At 72.7% G+C, this 16,539-nt stretch carries 14 protein-coding genes and 1 tRNA gene; 9 read left to right on the top strand and 6 right to left on the bottom strand.

Annotation, left to right across the window (positions count from 1 at the left end; translation table 11 throughout):
* Nucleotides 1-4 precede the first annotated feature (4 nt).
* The 5 genes from IEY56_RS08815 (at nt 5) to IEY56_RS08795 (ending at nt 4,671) form a co-directional block, all read left to right on the top strand.
* Nucleotides 5-1,636, top strand: coding sequence for a hypothetical protein (locus IEY56_RS08815; RefSeq protein WP_189036574.1), 1,632 nt, complete (start codon nt 5-7; stop codon nt 1,634-1,636).
* Nucleotides 1,633-3,063 carry an AAA family ATPase gene (locus IEY56_RS08810; RefSeq protein WP_189036573.1) on the top strand — a complete coding sequence of 477 codons (1,431 nt, stop codon included), beginning with the start codon at nt 1,633-1,635 and terminating at the stop codon, nt 3,061-3,063. Before IEY56_RS08815 ends, IEY56_RS08810 begins: the two co-directional genes overlap by 4 nt.
* Nucleotides 3,064-3,169: 106 nt before the next feature.
* On the top strand, nt 3,170-3,532 hold the full coding sequence (locus IEY56_RS08805; RefSeq protein WP_189036572.1) for a DUF8844 domain-containing protein: 363 nt from the start codon (nt 3,170-3,172) through the stop codon (nt 3,530-3,532).
* A gap of 238 nt (nt 3,533-3,770) precedes the next feature.
* A complete protein-coding gene (locus tag IEY56_RS08800; RefSeq protein ID WP_189036571.1) occupies nt 3,771-4,607 on the top strand; it encodes a bifunctional DNA primase/polymerase in 837 nt (278 codons plus the stop codon).
* Nucleotides 4,598-4,671: transfer RNA gene (locus tag IEY56_RS08795), tRNA-Lys, on the top strand. The genes IEY56_RS08800 and IEY56_RS08795 overlap by 10 nt, the downstream gene beginning before the upstream one ends.
* A gap of 85 nt (nt 4,672-4,756) precedes the next feature.
* Here IEY56_RS08795 and IEY56_RS08790 read toward each other — a convergent pair.
* On the bottom strand, nt 4,757-5,269 hold the full coding sequence (locus IEY56_RS08790) for a nuclear transport factor 2 family protein (RefSeq protein WP_229711728.1): 513 nt from the start codon (nt 5,267-5,269) through the stop codon (nt 4,757-4,759).
* Between the two features lie 50 nt (nt 5,270-5,319).
* On the opposite strand from IEY56_RS08790, the gene IEY56_RS08785 reads away from it, so the two are divergent.
* Nucleotides 5,320-5,802, top strand: a complete 483-nt coding sequence (locus IEY56_RS08785) for a MarR family winged helix-turn-helix transcriptional regulator (protein ID WP_189036570.1) — start codon at nt 5,320-5,322, stop codon at nt 5,800-5,802.
* An 88-nt stretch (nt 5,803-5,890) separates the two neighbouring features.
* Here the strand turns inward: IEY56_RS08785 and IEY56_RS08780 are convergent, their stop codons facing one another.
* Nucleotides 5,891-7,057, bottom strand: coding sequence for a M6 family metalloprotease domain-containing protein (locus IEY56_RS08780; RefSeq protein WP_189036792.1), 1,167 nt, complete (start codon nt 7,055-7,057; stop codon nt 5,891-5,893).
* Nucleotides 7,058-7,505: 448 nt separating this feature from the next.
* On the opposite strand from IEY56_RS08780, the gene IEY56_RS08775 reads away from it, so the two are divergent.
* On the top strand, nt 7,506-9,389 hold the full coding sequence (locus tag IEY56_RS08775; protein WP_189036569.1) for a putative bifunctional diguanylate cyclase/phosphodiesterase: 1,884 nt from the start codon (nt 7,506-7,508) through the stop codon (nt 9,387-9,389).
* 245 nt (nt 9,390-9,634) lie between these two features.
* Here IEY56_RS08775 and IEY56_RS08770 read toward each other — a convergent pair whose 3' ends face one another.
* The 4 genes from IEY56_RS08770 to IEY56_RS08755 form a co-directional block, all read right to left on the bottom strand.
* Complete coding sequence (locus IEY56_RS08770) at nt 9,635-10,273, bottom strand: LysE family translocator (RefSeq protein WP_189036568.1); 639 nt, start codon at nt 10,271-10,273, stop codon at nt 9,635-9,637.
* Between the two features lie 146 nt (nt 10,274-10,419).
* A complete protein-coding gene (locus IEY56_RS08765) occupies nt 10,420-11,478 on the bottom strand; it encodes an LLM class flavin-dependent oxidoreductase (protein WP_229711761.1) in 1,059 nt (352 codons plus the stop codon).
* 219 nt (nt 11,479-11,697) lie between these two features.
* On the bottom strand, nt 11,698-12,438 hold the full coding sequence (locus IEY56_RS08760; protein WP_189036567.1) for a maleate cis-trans isomerase family protein: 741 nt from the start codon (nt 12,436-12,438) through the stop codon (nt 11,698-11,700).
* A 245-nt stretch (nt 12,439-12,683) separates the two neighbouring features.
* The gene (locus tag IEY56_RS08755) at nt 12,684-13,631 is read right to left on the bottom strand and encodes a maleate cis-trans isomerase family protein (RefSeq protein ID WP_189036566.1); all 948 of its coding nucleotides are present in this window, start codon (nt 13,629-13,631) and stop codon (nt 12,684-12,686) included.
* Nucleotides 13,632-13,847: 216 nt separating this feature from the next.
* Between IEY56_RS08755 and IEY56_RS08750 the strand changes: the two genes are divergently transcribed.
* Both IEY56_RS08750 and IEY56_RS08745 read left to right on the top strand, forming a co-directional pair.
* Nucleotides 13,848-14,816: a D-2-hydroxyacid dehydrogenase gene (locus IEY56_RS08750; protein ID WP_189036565.1), complete on the top strand. Its 969-nt coding sequence runs from the start codon at nt 13,848-13,850 to the stop codon at nt 14,814-14,816.
* A 184-nt stretch (nt 14,817-15,000) separates the two neighbouring features.
* Nucleotides 15,001-16,416 carry an amidase gene (locus IEY56_RS08745; protein ID WP_189036564.1) on the top strand — a complete coding sequence of 472 codons (1,416 nt, stop codon included), beginning with the start codon at nt 15,001-15,003 and terminating at the stop codon, nt 16,414-16,416.
* The last annotated feature ends 123 nt before the right edge of the window (nt 16,417-16,539 follow it).

The following is a 16,539-nucleotide window of genomic DNA, read 5'->3' as shown; positions in this document are numbered from 1 at the left end:
CGACGTGTCGCTGATGTCCGCGCTGGCGCGCATGGAGGCAGCAGCCGCGGGCCGCGCCCGGCCGCGTGCGACCGTCCGCCACCGGCACCTTGCCGAACACCCCCTGGTTCTCGTGCCGTTGACCACGGCGGGAGAGGCCGGGGCACCGCTCGGCGCTCTCGCCGGCACCGACCGCGCCGCCCCCGAACTGCTCGTCGTCCCCCAGCCGCGCGACAGGGACCAGCGGTGGGCGTTCCTCGCCCGGCTGGCGGGAGTGCTCCTCCCCCATCTCGAATCCGCCCTGGACGACGTCGAGTTCGAGGAACGGAAGGAGACCGACCCGGAGACGGGCAAGAAGGTGACCGTGCAGGCCGAACTGTGCGTGGACGCACCGCAGTTGCTCGTCCCGAACGGACCCGGCGTGGAGTTCGTCCGGCTGCTCGGACGCTCCATGCGCTTCCGCCGCACGGCCGAGGACGACCCGGACGCCGCCTACCCCGCTCCGCCGCGCGTACCACTGCTGGGGCGCTGGCTCACGCAGTACGGGGAGCGTGCCCGGGTCCCCGGCTCGTGCCTGCTGACGTCCATGACGGAGCTGCTGTCGCGGCACTGGGCCACGGGTCAGAGCGCCCTGGAGGACCAGCACTTGGGGGCGCTGCTCGCGTGGATCGACCCGCCGGAGGGCCTGACGGGAGCCGAGGCGGCGCTGCGCGCGGAGACCGGACGGGACGCCGGCGGCCAGCTCCTGTGCCCGCCGGCCGGTCCGGCCACGGACCCCGCCTTCGACAACAAGCTGCTGGCGCCGGCCGTGGCCCGCTTCGACGCCGGCGTGCACGGCGCCGAGGAGGAGGTGCGGACGCTGATCGAGTCGCAGCTGCGGCCCACCTGGGAGGCGGTGTGGCGGGGCGTCGACCTGCTGCGCGGCCTGCCGGAGGGCGAGCGGGTGGCCGAGCGCTTCAAGCGCGACCGCTGGTCCTACACGGGCCACCGCGACCGCGTGCGCAGCGGCGAACCGCCCCAGCCCCGCCTCGACGACGCCGTCACGGCGGCGGCCAAACTCGCCGCACGCGAGCAGGCGCAGGCCCGGCTGGAGGCCCAGGAGGCGCTCGACGACCCGCTGGTGATGGCCGAACGCCGCCTGGCGGGCGAGGCGTTCGAAGGGGAGGTCGTCGAGGTCGAGATGGCCTGGTCGGAGGGGAAGCGGCCGATGCCGCGGCCCCTCGTCACCCTGCGGACCACGGACCGGCCCCACCTCAGCGAGGGGGGCAAGGTGCACCGGGCGATGGACGAAGGCGCCCGCCAGAGCGCCGAGTTCGTCGACGGCCACGGTCCGGGCACGCTGACGCTCCGGCTGACGAACGGCATGGGCCGGAGCAAGGAGCCGGCACCCGGCACGGTCCCCGAGAAGGGGGACCGCCTGTGCTGGACGCTCTTCGAGCACTCCCCGCGCGGCGGCCCGGGCCTGCCCGACGTGGAGGACACGCCCTGGACGCACGGCGGCCCGCCGTCCGAGAGCCCGGCCGCGGCGTCCGTTCCCGCCCAGACCCCCGGCCTGCCGGACCCCGGCGGCACCGTCGGCTCGGAACGGCCGGTCGAAGAACGCACGCCCGCGCCCCTCCCGCTCCCCGACCCCGTCACCAGTGAGGACCTGCTGTGAGCGCACCTCCTCGCCCCGCGGGCACCGCCTCGGCGAGCGGGCCGGCAGCCCCGTCCCGGTACCCCTCTGCCGAGGCCGCCTCCCCTGCCGAGGCCGCTGCCGGGGCCACCGAAGCGATCCTCCACGACGCCCTGCACAGCGCCTCCCGCGGCGTCGTCGTGGACTCGCCGCCCGGCGCCGGCAAGTCGACACTCGTCGTACGTGCCGCACGCGAACTGGCCGCGACGGGGCGCCCGTTGATCGTGATCGCCCAGACCAACGCGCAGGTCGACGACCTCGTCGGCCGGCTGGCGGACGCCGATCCGGAGCTGCCCGTCGGCCGCCTGCACAGCAGCGAGCCCCGCCCCTACGACCCCGCCCTGGACGAGTACGCCGCGGTCGTCACCTCGGCCAAGATCGCCGACCTCCGCGAGCTGCCGGTCGTCGTGTCGACCGCCGCCAAGTGGTCCTGGGTGAAGACGGAGACGCCCTGGCCGCACGCGATCGTGGACGAGGCCTACCAGATGCGCTCCGACGCCCTGCTCGCCGTCGCCGGGCTCTTCGAGAAGGCCCTCTTCGTCGGCGATCCGGGCCAGCTCGACCCGTTCAGCCAGGTGGGCGCGGAGCAGTGGGCGGGGCTGACCTACGACCCGTCGGCGAGCGCCGTCACGACCCTCCTGTCCCACAACCCCGGGCTGCCCCAGCACCGCCTCCCGGTCTCCTGGCGGCTGCCCTCCTCCGCGGCTCCCCTGGTCTCGGCGGCGTTCTACCCGTACACCCCCTTCCGCAGCGGCACGGGCCCCGGGGACCGGTCCCTCACCTTCGGCGCCCCCTCGGACGGCACACCGGTGGACCGGGTCGTCGACGAGGCGGCGGCCTCCGGCTGGGGCCTGCTCGAACTGCCCTCCCGCACGACTCCGCGCACCGATCCGGAAGCCGTGGACGCCGTGGCCCAGGTCGTACGGAGCCTGCTGACCCGGCGCGGCGCCACCACGGACGAACGCTCGGACGCGTCCGCGCCCCTGACCGCCGACCGCGTCGCCGTGGGCACCGCGCACCGGGACCAGGCCGCGGCCGTCCGCGCGGCTCTGGCCGCGCTCGCGGCGGACGAGGACACCGCAGACGCGGGTCTCACGGCCGTCGCCGTGGACACCGCGAACCGGCTCCAGGGACGGGAGTTCGACGTGACGGTCGTCCTCCACCCGCTGTCCGGACGTCCCGACGCCACCGCGTTCCACCTGGAGACCGGGCGGCTGTGCGTGCTGGCCTCCCGTCACCGGCACGCCTGCATCGTCGTCTGCCGGGCGGGCGTCCCCGAACTGCTCGACGAGCACCCCAGTACCGAGCCGGTCCAGCTGGGGGTCACGGTGAAGTTCCCCGACGGCTGGGAGGCGAACCACGCAGTGCTCTCCCACCTGGCGGCCCACGCGGTGCCGTGGGAGCGGTGAGCCCCGCGCGCGCCCTCGCCCGCGCCCGCGAGCCCGGAGGCCCTCTGCACATGGGCGGGGAAAGCAGGACAATGGTCGACGGCCACGACAGATGGAGGTAGCCACCATGCCCGAGCCGCATTCGGCTCCGGACCCGCGCGGGGGCAGTCCGCGCTTCCGCCGTCCGGCACCGCTGCTCTTCGAGCCCGCTGAGAAGCAGGGGGACGGCGAGCAGTTCTTCGACCTGGAGGCGATCAGCGACCCTCACGAGCTGCTGGAACGCTCGACGGAACTCGCACTCGCGTTCCGGGCGGCCGCCGACCGCGCCGTGGAGTTCCAGGCGATGGCCGCTGCGCAGCTCGCGGACCCCAAGCGCTTCGACAAGCTCTCCGACGCGGCCGTCGCCGAGCAGGGCGACTGGGCGGAGGACTACGCCCGCAAGATGATCGAGTTCGGACGCGAGCTCCTCGCGGACCGCGGCCCCGAGTAGGCCCGTCCGGCGGGACGGGCAGCCCGGCCGCCGCACGTCCCTCCAGCGCGGTCCGGGCACGTGTCGCGGCTCCGGCAGCCCTCCGCTCCGGACCGCGGCAAGCGCCGTCGCTCCGAAGCCTCCCGTCGTACGCGGGTGGCATATGCAGGGGGCGCAACCTACCCGAAACCGCTTGCTCTTGTCCGGTTTTCCCGAGACTGTTCAAAACACAACGGCATGTCCGGTAGATGTGTATGCCATGAGTGACTGGCAACGGGACACCACCCCCGAGCGCGTCGACCCCGTCGGCCACCCCGACATCCTGGAGTTCACCTCCACCAGCGCCTCGCGGCACACTCCCGCCGACCGGGGCCCCTCCTTCGTCACACCCGCCGGCGCCGACTGGCTCGCGTCCGCCAGCCTCTTCCCGGCGAGCGTGCACGCCCTGTGGCGGCACCGCCCCGACGCGCCCCGGACCCTGCCCTGCGGCACCGTCTTCGACGTCGTGAGCACGCCGCTGCTCCCCGGCCGCCGCCTGCTGGACCGCTTATGGACGAAAGGCCCGGGCACCGGACCCGTCGCCGTCCACCGGGGCCGGGTGCTGCTGTTCGCCGCCCCGGGCACGGCCGGGCGGCTCGCGGCGCTCTCGAACTGGGGCGAGTGGCGGCGCCCGCCGCAGGCCGGCACGGAAGCCGCTGCCGCCACGTCAGCCCCGTGGAGTTCGCGCGACGCCCGCGAGCCCGCCGTAGCAGAAACGTTCCCGTCGCTCATGTGCCACGGACCCGGCGACTACGTGACGGTCCCGGGCCTGCGCCCCCTCGGGTCCGCCGGCAGCACGGAAAGCGGAGCGGGCGGCCCGGCCCCGGGCGCGGCGGCGTCGCGCTCCCGGTGGCTGGTCGCTCCCGACCTTCGGCACCCGTGGCTGCCGGGAGCCGACGTGCTCCTCCGTGCCTGCCTGCGCTCACATCGCGAACGACTCACCCCGGCCGTCCACTACCCCGTCCTCGCAGGTCGCGGCCTTGCCGCCGCCGAACAATCGATTTCGGGAACAGCGGACGGTGATGCTAAGGTCTACGACGTCAGCAGGCGCCGCTAGCTCAGTTGGTTAGAGCAGCTGACTCTTAATCAGCGGGTCCGGGGTTCGAGTCCCTGGCGGCGCACAGACAGTCGAAGGCCCCTCGTGGAAGCGGGGGGCCTTCGACGTGCGCACCGCACCTCGGGGCGCCCTCAGCCGGCCCGGGACGGTCAGCCGGGCTCGGCCTCCAGCCGTTCGTAACAGTCGTAGTTGCGCTGCTCGACGATCTTGCCGTCCCGGAACTCCAGGAACGTCGCGATGTGCGCCCGCAGCACATGGCCGGCCGGCAACTCTCCCAGCGGCACGGCGAGGGTTCCCGTCCAGAGCACTTCGAGGGCGACCTGCCCGTCCGCCGCGACCGCGTTGACGACGTCGAAGGTCTGCCTGCTCAGGGCCTTGCGGCCCGCCTCGGCGGCGGCCGTCACTCCACCCCTGTCACGGACCGCTCCGTCCGGGAAGAGGGCGTTGGGCAGCTCCCGGTGGACGGCGTCCTCGTGGAAGAAGACGGCGAGCTCGTCGCCGGCGGCGAAACGGGCGACCGCCTGGTGGTAACGCACGGCGGCGCGGACGTCGGGGTGGTCCGGCAGCTCGCGGGGGCCGGGGGCACGGCCCCCAGGGGGCGCCGCGGAGCGCGGGTGGTGGGTCATCTCTCCGGCCGTCTCGTCAGTCGTCTCTTCACTCATATCGTCAACCATAGTTGCACAACCCTTGTTGTTAAAGTGAGGATGTGCCCATGCCTTCCTCCGTCGACCCGCTCACCCTGGACACCGGCACCCTCGCCCTCTTCGCGGGCTTCGCCGCCTCCGGCCACATCCAGGAGCAACTCGCCGCACGCGGTCACGGCGCCCTGCGCTTCTCCCACGGCTACGTCTTCCAGCACCTCGTCGACGCGGAGCCGACCGTCGGGGAACTCGCCGCCGAGCTGGAGATGACCCAGCAGGGCGCCTCGAAGGCCGTCGCCGAACTGGAACGCCTCGGTTACACCGAACGGACGCCCGACCCGCGCGACGCCCGGGTGCGCCGCGTGCGGCTCACGAACCGCGGACGGGAGGCCGTCGCCGCGGCCCGCCAGGCACGCGCGGAGCTGGACCGACGGCTGGGCGAACGCTTCGGGGCTGAGCGCCTCGCCGAACACCGGGCGCTGCTTGCCGAGTTGCTGCAGGAGCTCGGCGGCACGGCCGCCGTACGCGGACGGCGGGTCGCACCGCCCCGCTGAGCGCCGGGAGACCGCGCCGCCGGCGGACCGGAGCACCGGAAAGTGGCGGATTCCCCGCCCGGCCCCTCAGCTGACGTGCGCGTACGGTTCACGCGGTCCCGGTCTTGCGCGTGACCTTCACGCGCCAGCCGCCGTCGGCGCTGTGGCCGGTGACCTCCACGCGGATACCGCCTCCGCGGTCCGTCTCGTAGCTCTCACCCGGGCCGATCGGGGCGTCCGCCAGCGAGGGGTAGACCGACCCGTCGCTGCAGGCGTGCGTGCCGGGATGGCCGTCGACCACCCGGATCGGGCCGTAGGTCGAGGCGCGGTCGCTGCGCACCCAGTACATGAGCACCCCGGCCGCACACAGGCCGCGGTCGTTGCCCTCCGAGTCACGGGCCTCTATCGCCAGCGCCTCATGGTGGCCGGTGCGCACCACCGCGAGCCGCCGGTCGCCCTTCCCCCCGAGGGGGTGCGCGGCGACGGGCTGCAGGTGGTGCGTACTGCTGCCCCGGTCGGCCGGCACGCAGCTCACGTTGCGCCGTGAGAGCCACCCGAGTTTCCACTTCTCCCAGGCGAAGAGGTCGGGGGCGAGTCCGAACTGGCTGCCCATGAGGTCCCAGTCGCCGACGTAGGTGTCCCAGTCGGCCTTCCCCGAGGCGGGACGCTGGTAGAGGTCCGGGAGGTCGAAGGCGTGCCCGGTCTCGTGGGCGAGGACGTGCCGGTCGGGCGGGCTCTGCTCGAAGACGGTGACGAGGCGCCGCAGGTCGGTGCCGTCGGCCTCTATGGGGTCGTCGAAGTTGACGACCTTCGTGGCGTCGGAGTCGACGCCGCGGGCGTCGGGGTCGGCCACGAGGTAGACCAGGTCGTACTTGCTGAAGTCGATGCGCGGGTCCGCGGCGGCTATCGCGTCGTGGAGGTACTTCGTGCGTTTGCCGGCCTCCCAGTCGCGCTCTATCCCGTACGAGCGGGACGCGGCCGGCATCGGTATCCAGCGCTTCACGGGGTGTGTTCTGAGCCGGAACTTCCCGTAGGAGGCGCGGGAGAAGAAGTCCGAGGTGCTCGGGAAGTGGTCGGAGGCCAGCTCCCCGGGGGTGACCTGGGGGCGGGAGTCCGGGAACGAGAGGAAGAGCATCACGGCGTCGAGCCGGCGCTCGGGACGCGGGTACGCGGTGTCCCAGCTGTCCACGCCGAGGGAGTGGTGGGCGCCCGTCCGCGGGAGCGCGCAGGGGGCGGCCACTGCGGCCGCGGTTATCGGTCCCGCGAAGAGCGCCATGCCTATGAAGGCGCAGAGTGCGGTGACGACGGCTCCCGCACGGCGCCACCCGCACCGCACGGAAGCGGCTCTCCGCGAACCGTGCTTCCGCAGTCGCGCCACGTTCCGACCTCACAGGGCAGGGAGTAGGACCCTTCAACCCTTGCCCGTAATGTCGGCTAAGTCCTGTTCCGTTAGACCAGGCGCGTGAGCGGCAATATGACTACCGTGCGTGATTCGCAGCGGTACACGATCAGAACCTTTCCCGCACCTTTGCAGGAACGGTCACCCTCGCGTCCCCCCTCTGGCAACACCCGCACCAACGACCCGGTGGGACGCCGTGGATGCTGGCTCCGCTCACGCCCGAACCTCTATGATCGGCACATTTCCAGCGCGGATCGCCACGAAGCGCTTCGGGCCGAACGCCCGGCTGATTCGCACGCGACGAGCCACCCGGCGGGAGCGATCGGTGAACGGACCCATCGAAGGACCGGCCACAGACTCCGGCAGCGCCACCGGAAATCCTCCGCAGAAAATCACGGAACGTAGCCGCTCCCGCGGCGGCTGGCACGCCAGGGGCGAGTGGCGCGGGCGTAAGCGGGACAACGACTTCCGCGCCGCGTTCAACGCCGCGCGGCTCGCCATGGCGATCGTCGACCGCGACGGGCGGGTCGTCAGCGCGAACCAGGCGCTCGGCACACTGCTCGGCGCCGCCCCGGAGTCGCTCGTCTCCGCCTCCATCACCGATCTGCCCTCGCTGGGGCTGGACAGCAGTGCCTTCCGGAGCGGAGGCGTGCTGTCGGGACGCGGCACGAGCGAGCCGGACACCGGCAGCGCGAACGGGAAGCAGAAGCGGAGCGGAGCCCGGAACGGAAACGGGAGCGCCGCGTGCGGAACCGGCGCCCCCCGGATGAGCTGCACCCGCCGGCTGAAGAACCACGACGGCCACACTCTCTGGGCCGAGATCACCCTCGTCCCGACCACGCACGACGGCGAAGCGCTCCTCTCCGTCGCCGACATCAGCGAACAGCGCGACCTGCGCGACCGGCTGCGCCACCTCCAGATGCACGACCCGGTGACGCGCCTTCCCAACCGCGCCCTCTTCTTCGAACGTCTCGCGACCGCCCTCTCCGAGACCGCGACCGGACGCGTCGGCATCTGCTACCTGGATCTCGACGGGTTCAAGGCGGTCAACGACACCATGGGCCACCGCGTGGGCGACGAACTGCTCGACGCGGTGGCCCAGCGCCTCGTCCAGTGCGCCGAGAGCGGCGGGCAGCGCCACCTCGCGGCGCGGCTCGGAGGCGACGAGTTCGCACTGCTCGTGGACGGTTCGACGGGCGAGGAGCAGCTCACGGCCCTGGCCGACTCGGTGCTGACGGCTCTCCAGCGGCCGTTCGACCTGGGCGGGCAGCGGCTCACGGTCTCCGCCAGCATCGGGGTGGTGGAACGCGAGGCCGAGGGGACGGACCCCACCGAGCTGATGCAGGCCGCCGACACGACGCTGTACTGGGCGAAGGCGGACGGCAAGTCCCGCTGGAGCCTCTTCGATCCCGAGCGGAACGCGCACCGCATGACGCGTCAGGCCCTGTCATCCGGCCTGCGCGGTGCCGTCGAACGAGGCGAGTTCGTACTGGACTACCAGCCGATCGTGAGCCTCGAGGACGACATGCTGCGGGGCGTCGAGGCACTCGTCAGGTGGCGGCACCCGCAGTTCGGCAAGCTCGGCCCGAATCGCTTCATCGGGCTGGCGGAGGAGAACGGCGCGATCGTGCCGCTCGGCCGCTGGGTCCTGGAGGAGTCGTGCCGCCAGGCCCGTAACTGGATGCTCGGACACCCCGGCCCGCCGATCTACGTCAGTGTGAACGTGGCCGTGCGGCAGGTGTGGGACTCCGACCTCGTCGCCGACGTGCGCCACGTACTGGAGAAGACCGGACTGCCGTCCGGGCTGCTGCAGTTGGAGCTGACCGAATCGGCGGTCATGGGCTCCGCGGGCCGGCCGCTGCAGGCCCTTCAGGCCCTCAGTGACACGGGCGTGCGCATCGCCATCGACGACTTCGGCACCGGCTACTCGAACCTCGCCTACCTCAGCCGCCTGCCGGTACGCGCACTGAAGCTCGACGGGTCGTTCGTGCGGGGCTTCCACGCTCCCCGGCATGCCAATCCGGCCGACGAGACGATCGTCACGGCCCTGGTGCGCCTCGCCCACGAGCTCGGCCTGACGGTGACCGCCGAGTGCGTGGAGGACCAGGGCCAGGCGGACCGGCTGCGGCGCATCGGCTGCGACACGGGTCAGGGCTGGCACTACGCCAAGCCCATGCCCGCGCACTGCGTCTCGGCGCTGCTGCACTAGGTTCTGTCTGACAAATAGCGTCGTACGTCCGTCAGGACGTGGTTGGCGGTGTCCGGTGCGTGTGATCGCAAGGCGGAGGGTGGGGGCACCTCCCAGGCCGCGAGGCCGAGGGGGAGAGAGCGCAGCGGGCTGCGCCGACGATCGACAACGCAGTGAGGACGCGTGCCGGACACCGCCAACCAGGCGGGATTTGTCAGACAGAGCCTAGCGACACCTGCGGGACGTACCCCGGGACGCCCGGCGGGTCAGTCCTTGCGCCCCGTCGCGGCGACGGTCACGCCGAGGCCGATCATCGTGAGGCCGCCGGCTCCGCCGACGAAGGCGAGCCGCCGCGGTGAGCGTGCGAACCACTCCCGTGCGGTCGCCGCGGCGAGCCCCCAGACGCTGTCGCACGCGACGGCGATGACGTTGAAGACGAGGCCGAGCAGCAGCATCTGCCCTGTGACGCCGCCCTGTTCGCGATCCACGAACTGGGGCAGCACGGCGGCGAAGAAGACCATCGTCTTGGGGTTGGCGACACCGACCGCGAAGCCCTCCCACAGCGTCCGCCCACCCCCGCGGGCGGGGGAATCCTCGGTGAACGCCGCCTGGAGCGAGCCGCGTCGGCGCACCGCCCTGACCCCGAGGTGGATCAGGTACGCGGCGCCCACGAGCTTCAGCGCGGTGAAGGCGAGGGCCGACCGCTCCACGACGGAGCCGACTCCGAGCGCGACGCACACCACGAGCGCGTAGGCGCCCAGCGTGTTGCCCACGACCGTGGTCAGCGCGGCGCGGCGCCCCTGGGCCAGCGCCCGCCCGATCACGAAGAGCACGCTGGGTCCGGGTACCACGATCAGCAGGAGGGACATGGCGGCGAAGGCGAGCAGCCGGTCGGTGGAGACCATGGGCCGAGGGGATCACGGCCTGCGCCGCCTCCTCCAGCGGTTTTCCCCGCGAGCGGTGTCCGCGGGCGAGGCGGGCGCCGGCGGGCAAGGGCGCAGGTGTCCTACGGGGTCCACCCCGTCCCGCGGCACTGCCCGGCGGCGCGTCCCTACCGGGCTTCCGAGGGCAAGTCGTAGGCGTCGGCGAGGAGTTCGTACGAGCGCACGCGGGCCGAGGGGGTGTGGACGTTGGCCGTGAGCATCAGCTCGTCGGCTCCGGTGCGCTTGACCAGGGCGTCCAGGCCGTCGCGTACCGCATCGGGGGTGCCGTGGGTGACGTTGGCCAGCCAGCTGTCCACGAAGTCGCGCTCCGCCCCGCTGAACGAGTACGCCTCCGCCTCCTCGGGTGTCGGCACGAGACCGGCCCGTCCCGTGCGCAGGCGCAGCATCGCCAGGGCGCCGGTGAGCACCTGGCGGCGGGCCTGGGCCTCGTCGTCGGCGGCGAGGGCGGCGGCGCCGATCAGCGCGTACGGCTCGTCGAGCACCGCCGAGGGCCGGAAGCTCTCGCGGTAGAGCTCCAGCGCGGGCAGCGTGTTGCGCGCGGAGAAGTGGTGCGCGAACGCGAACGGCAGCCCCAGGCTGCCCGCGAGCTGGGCGCTGAAGCCGGACGAGCCGAGAAGCCACAGCGGCGGCCGGCCGGAGGCTCCCTGCACGGGCCCCGGGACGGCGTGGATACGGGCGTAGCGGTGGCCGTCCGGGAAGTCGCCGTCGAGGAAGTGCGTCAGCTCGGCGAGCTGCTGCGGGAACTCCTCCGCGCCCTCCTGGAGACGGGACGTACGGCGCAGCGCTGCCGCGGTCGCCCCGTCCGTGCCGGGGGCCCGTCCCAGACCGAGGTCGATGCGGCCGGGGGCGAGGGCTTCGAGCGTGCCGAACTGCTCGGCGATGACGAGCGGGGCGTGGTTGGGCAGCATCACGCCGCCCGAGCCCAGCCGGATGCGGTCGGTACGGGCGGCGAGGTGGGCGAGGACGACGGCGGGCGAGGAGCTGGCGACGCCGGGCATGGAGTGGTGCTCCGCTATCCAGTAGCGGGTGAAACCGCGCCGTTCGGCGAGCTGCGCGGTCTCGGCCGTTGCGGCCAGGGCGTCCCGGGAGGTGCAGCCCGCACCGACGTTCGCCAGGTCCAGGACGGACAGGGGGACGGGCGCGCTGCCCCGCGCCTCGCCCCGGATGCCGCCGTCCCGGCCGGTGTGGCCGCTGTTCTCACCGCTGCCGCCTGTGGCGCTGACGTCCTCCACGTGTTCCGCCCTCCGCTCGTTCACCGGTCTTCCCGAAGGTCAACGGCGGGCGGCGCCGATCTCTTCCCGCCTGCTCCCGGTGTACGCGGGAACAGGCGGACGCGCGGCCGTCAGGCCCGGCACGCCTCGCGGCCGGGGCCGCGAGGCGTGCCGTCAGGTGAAGAGCCTGCCCAGTGCGGGGCAGCGCACCTGGCGCTCCAGGAGGCGCAGCCCCTCCCAGGCGGTGACCTGGTTGGCCGTCAGGACGGGCTTCCCGAGCGCCTCCTCGATGTCCGGGATCCAGGCGGCGGTGTGAAGCGCCGTGTCGGGCAGCAGCACGGCCTGGGCCTCGGGGTGGTCGCCGCCCCGGGCGAGGGCGAGGACCTCCTCCTTGCCCCAGGTGCCGACCTCCGCGGCGGTGATGATGCCGCTCCCCCGCATGGAGACGACCTCGGCGCCGGCCGCCTTCAGGAAGGCGGTGAACAGCTCTCCGACGTCCTCGGGGTAGGTCGCGCCGATGGCGACGCGCTCCACGCCGAGCGCCCGCACGGCGTGCGCGAAGGCGAAGGAGGTGCTGGACGCGGGCAGGCCCGCCGTGGCGGACAGCTCCCGCACCTGCTCGTGGGCGCCGTCCCAGCCGAAGACGAAGCTGGCGCTGGTGCACGCCCAGACGACGGCCTGCACGTCCTGCTGCTTGACCTCGTCGACCTTGGCGGCCAGTCGCTTGGTGGAACCCATCTCGAGGAGGGCGTCGGCGCGGTGCGCGTCCTCGCCGATGTCGGTGTGGACGAGCGGCAGGCGGACGCCGGCTCCGGCGTCCGCGAGGATGCGCTCGAGCCGCGGATAGTCGTCTTCGGCCGAGAAGCCGGGGTAGAGGAATCCCACCGCCTGCGACTGGGATGCCGCCTGTGCCATCTACGCCTCCTGAGCGCTCTTGAGCCTCGCCGGGCGGCTGCCCGGCTGTTGTGACTGTTCGGACTGGGTGATCGGAGGGGGCGGCCGGACCGGCCGCCTGCCGGTGTGCTGTCGCGTCCGCACGGGCCGGCGGGGCGCGCGTATGTGTGCGGACGCGGGCACGGTCGGGCGCCGGACACGGTGTCCGGCGCCGTTGCTGTTGTCGTTCCCGGGGCGCGCCGCGGACCGCCGCGCGTGACCTGGGATCACACGGGCGGCTGGCCGCCGCCTCCCCACTCGTCGGTGAGGCCCGAGGGGTAGCCCTGCTCGTAACCGTCGAGGGGTTCGCCGCTCTCGGCACCCGCAGCGGCCAGGGCCGCCTCCGCCTCGACGGGGCGGGGTGCCTCCACCGGTTCGGGACCGGCCGGCTCCGGAGCGGCGGCGGGCAGCGAGGACGTCATGGCTGCGGGGCCGCGGCGCGCGACCGGGTCCAGCAGCGCCTGGTAGGGCCCCACCGCTTCCTTGCCGATGCGGCGCAGCGCGTCCCACATCGTCACCTGGTTCGCGGAGAGGACGGGCATCCGCAGCTCCGCTTCGAGCTGCGGGATGACGTCGTACGTCGGCAGGTTGGTGCAGCTGATGAACAGGGCGTCCGGAGCGTCGGAGACCGCCTCGCGGGCCATGTCGACGACGTCCCGGTACGGCACCCGCCAGATCTCACGGGTCAGCCCGAGATAGCTGCGGCCCGTGACGGACACACCGGCCTCGCCGAGGAACTCCTCCAGCGAGTCGGTGACGGACTTCGTGTAGGGGGTGACCAGGGCGACGCGGCGGGCGCCGATCTCCCGGAGAGCGCCGAGGAGAGCGCCGGACGTGGTCAGGGACGGGATCTCACCGGCCTCTTCCATGGCCGCCGTCATCGCCTTCTCACCCGTCATGCCTCCGACGAAGCTGCCGGAGGTGCATGCATAGGCCATCACTTCGGGGGACACGGCGCCGAGAGCCTGGACGCCCTCGCGCAGAGTCTCGTGCTCGCTGACGAGCCGGGCCTGGTCGAGGCTGACCTCGACGGGGACAAAAGGGGTCCGTGTCAGGTGCAATGACACGTCGTCGGGCACCCAGCGCCACAGCTCCCGGTCGAGAGCGAAGTCGAAGGGGGCGACGATTCCGACACCGCGTTGTGGCTGCGGTCCGCCGAGGAAGGAGACATCCATTAGCTGAGCCCCAAAGAACGGAGGGGTGGCCTGAGGCCGGAAGGGAAAAAACAGGAGCCGGCATTAGCCGGAACGCCGGGACAGATGCCTTCATTGACGACGGTAGTTTGCGCTACCTACCGTGGTCAATCCTTGCATCTGTGAGGAGTTCACGCCGTCGAGTTGAGCTGACTCGCCCAGTCAACCGCCCCCTCGTTTCGAAGTGGTTTCCTGCCAATGACCGAGCCTTGTCTCCTTGTCCTCGACGCCGACCCGCTGCCCCGCCTGGACCGGCTCTCGGGCCGCGCCCGTATCGTCCACGCGGACGAGAACACCCTGGCCGAGCACCTGCCCGCAGCCGACGTGCTGCTGGTGTGGGACTTTCTCTCCGACGCCGTGCGGGAGGCCTGGCCGGGCGGCGGCCCGAGGCCGCGCTGGGTGCACACGCCGAGCGCGGGAGTCGACCGGCTGCTGCCCGAACTGAGCGCGTCACCGGACACCGTCATTACCAACGCGCGAGGCGTCTTTGACCAGCCCATTGCCGAATACGTAGCCGGCCTCACTCTTGCTATGGCCAAAGATTTCCGGGGGAGCTGGGAATTGCAGCGTCAGCGCCGCTGGCGGCACCGAGAGACAAAAAGAGTCGGGGGGACTCGGGGTGTTGTGGTCGGGTCCGGGCCAATTGGAAGGGCCGTCGGCCGGACTTTGAAGGCACTGGGTGTCTCGGTGGAGCTCGTCGGGCGTACGGAGCGGACCGGCGACCCCGACTTCGGCAAGGTGCATGCCGGCGACGCGCTGCACGGCTTGCTGGGCGACGCGGACTGGGTCGTGTGCGTCGCGCCGCTGACCGAGGAGTCGCGCGGGATGTTCGACGCGGCGGCGTTCGCCCGTATGAAGCCCGGCGCCCACTTCATCAACGTCGGCCGCGGCCAGCACGTGGTCGAGAAGGACCTGAAGAGGGCGCTCGTCGAGCACCGCATCGCGGGAGCCGCCCTGGACGTCTTCGCGGACGAACCCCTGCCCTCCGAGAGCGAGTTGTGGGACGTCCCGGGCCTGCTGGTCTCCCCGCACATGAGCGGCGACACGATCGGCTGGCGGGACGACCTGGCCGAGCAGTTCCTCGACAACTTCGACCGCTGGGAGGCCGGGGAGCCCTTGCTGAACGTCGTCGACAAGGACCTGGGCTACGTCCCCTCCACCTCCTGAGGACGGCTCACGCGTGGCGGGCCCGGCCCGGGGCCGCCACGCTCCGGCCGGTTCCCGCCGCGCGGTGCCGGCACCGTCCGTCGGGCCCTTCACGGGCCCCGCTCCCCTGTTACCGCTCACCCCTCTCGACCCACGCCTCACGACGCCGTCGTGAGGTCCCGCAGGTCTCACCCGAAAGGTCGCCATGTCGGATCTCAGCAGCCTCACCGCCGCGCAACTCGTTGCCGGGTACACGACAGGAGACTTCTCCCCCGTGGAGGTCACCCGTGCGGTGATCGAACAGGCCGAGAAGGTGCAGCCGTACGTCAACGCCTTCGTGGGCATCTACGGCGACGAGGCTCTCGACCAGGCCCGCGAATCGGCGGACCGCTGGCGGCGCGGCGAGCCCAGGGGCCCGCTCGAAGGCGTCCCCGCCACGGTGAAGGACATCCTCCTGGAGCGCGGCAGGCCGACGCTGCGCGGCTCCTGGTCCTCGTCCGCCGACGGCCCGTGGGAGGAGGACGCCCCGTCGGTGGCCCGCATGCGCGAGGCAGGTGCGGTCTTCATCGGCCGGACGACGACCCCCGAGTTCGGCTGGAAGGGCGTGACGGACAGCCCCCGCCACGGCGTCACCCGCAACCCCTACGACACCTCCCGCACGGCGGGCGGCTCCAGCGGCGGCGGCTCGGCGGCGGTGGCGCTCGGCGCGGGGCCGCTGACGCTCGGCACCGACGCCGGAGGGTCGGTGCGCATCCCGGCCGCGTTCTGCGGGATCTTCGCCCTCAAGCCGACCTACGGCAGGGTGCCGATCTATCCCGCCAGCGCCTTCGGCACGCTCGCCCACGTCGGCCCGATGACCCGGGACGCGCGGGACGCCGCGCTGCTGATGGACGTGATCTCGCAGCCGGACGCCCGCGACTGGTCGCAACTCGCCCCGCCGGCCGGCTCGTTCCGGGAGACGGTGAAGGAAGGGGTGCGCGGGCTGCGCGTCGCCTACTCGCCCGACTTCGGCGGACGCGTCGAGGTCGACCCGGCGGTCGCCGCCGGCGTGCGCCGCTCGGTGGAGAAGCTGCAGGAGCTGGGCGCCGTCGTCGAGGAGACCGACCCCGGGTTCGACGACCCCCTCGAAGCGTTCCACTCCCTGTGGTTCGCCGGGGCCGCCCGCGTCACCCAGTTCTTCACGGAGGAGCAGCGGGAGGCCTTGGACCCCGGTCTGCGGGAGGTCGCCGAGGACGGCGCCGCGCGCAGCGCCCTCGACTACCTGGGCGCGGTGGACGTCCGCATGGCGCTGGGCAAGCGGATGGGCGTCTTCCATGAGACGTACGACCTGCTCGTGACGCCCACGACGCCCGGTACCGCCTTCGGCGCGGGGCTCGAGGTGCCCGAGGGTTCCGGCTACCGGCGCTGGACGGAGTGGACGCCGTTCACCTACCCCTTCAACCTGACGCAGCAGCCCGCGGCCTCGGTGCCCTGCGGCGTCGACGCGGACGGGCTGCCCGCGGGAGTGCAGCTCGTGGCCGCCCGCCACCGGGACGATCTCGTGCTCCGGGCCTCGCACGCCCTGTACGAGGCGGGGGCCGCCGAGATCCCGGCGCCCGCGCTGAGGGGCGCGCCCTCCTGACCTCCCGGAAGAGTGCCGCCCCTCGGGCGGCACCCTTCCGGAGGCCTAGGCCGTGTCTTCAATTGATCTTGTGTGGTGGATCATGGTCGGGTGATACGTCGCCATGAACTGTCCGATGAAGAG

Origin of the sequence: Streptomyces daqingensis (assembly GCF_014645895.1) — a bacterium.
Classification (GTDB): domain Bacteria; phylum Actinomycetota; class Actinomycetes; order Streptomycetales; family Streptomycetaceae; genus Streptomyces; species Streptomyces daqingensis.
Note: the sequence above shows the minus strand (reverse complement) of the source record. Positions and strands in the feature narration are given on the sequence as shown.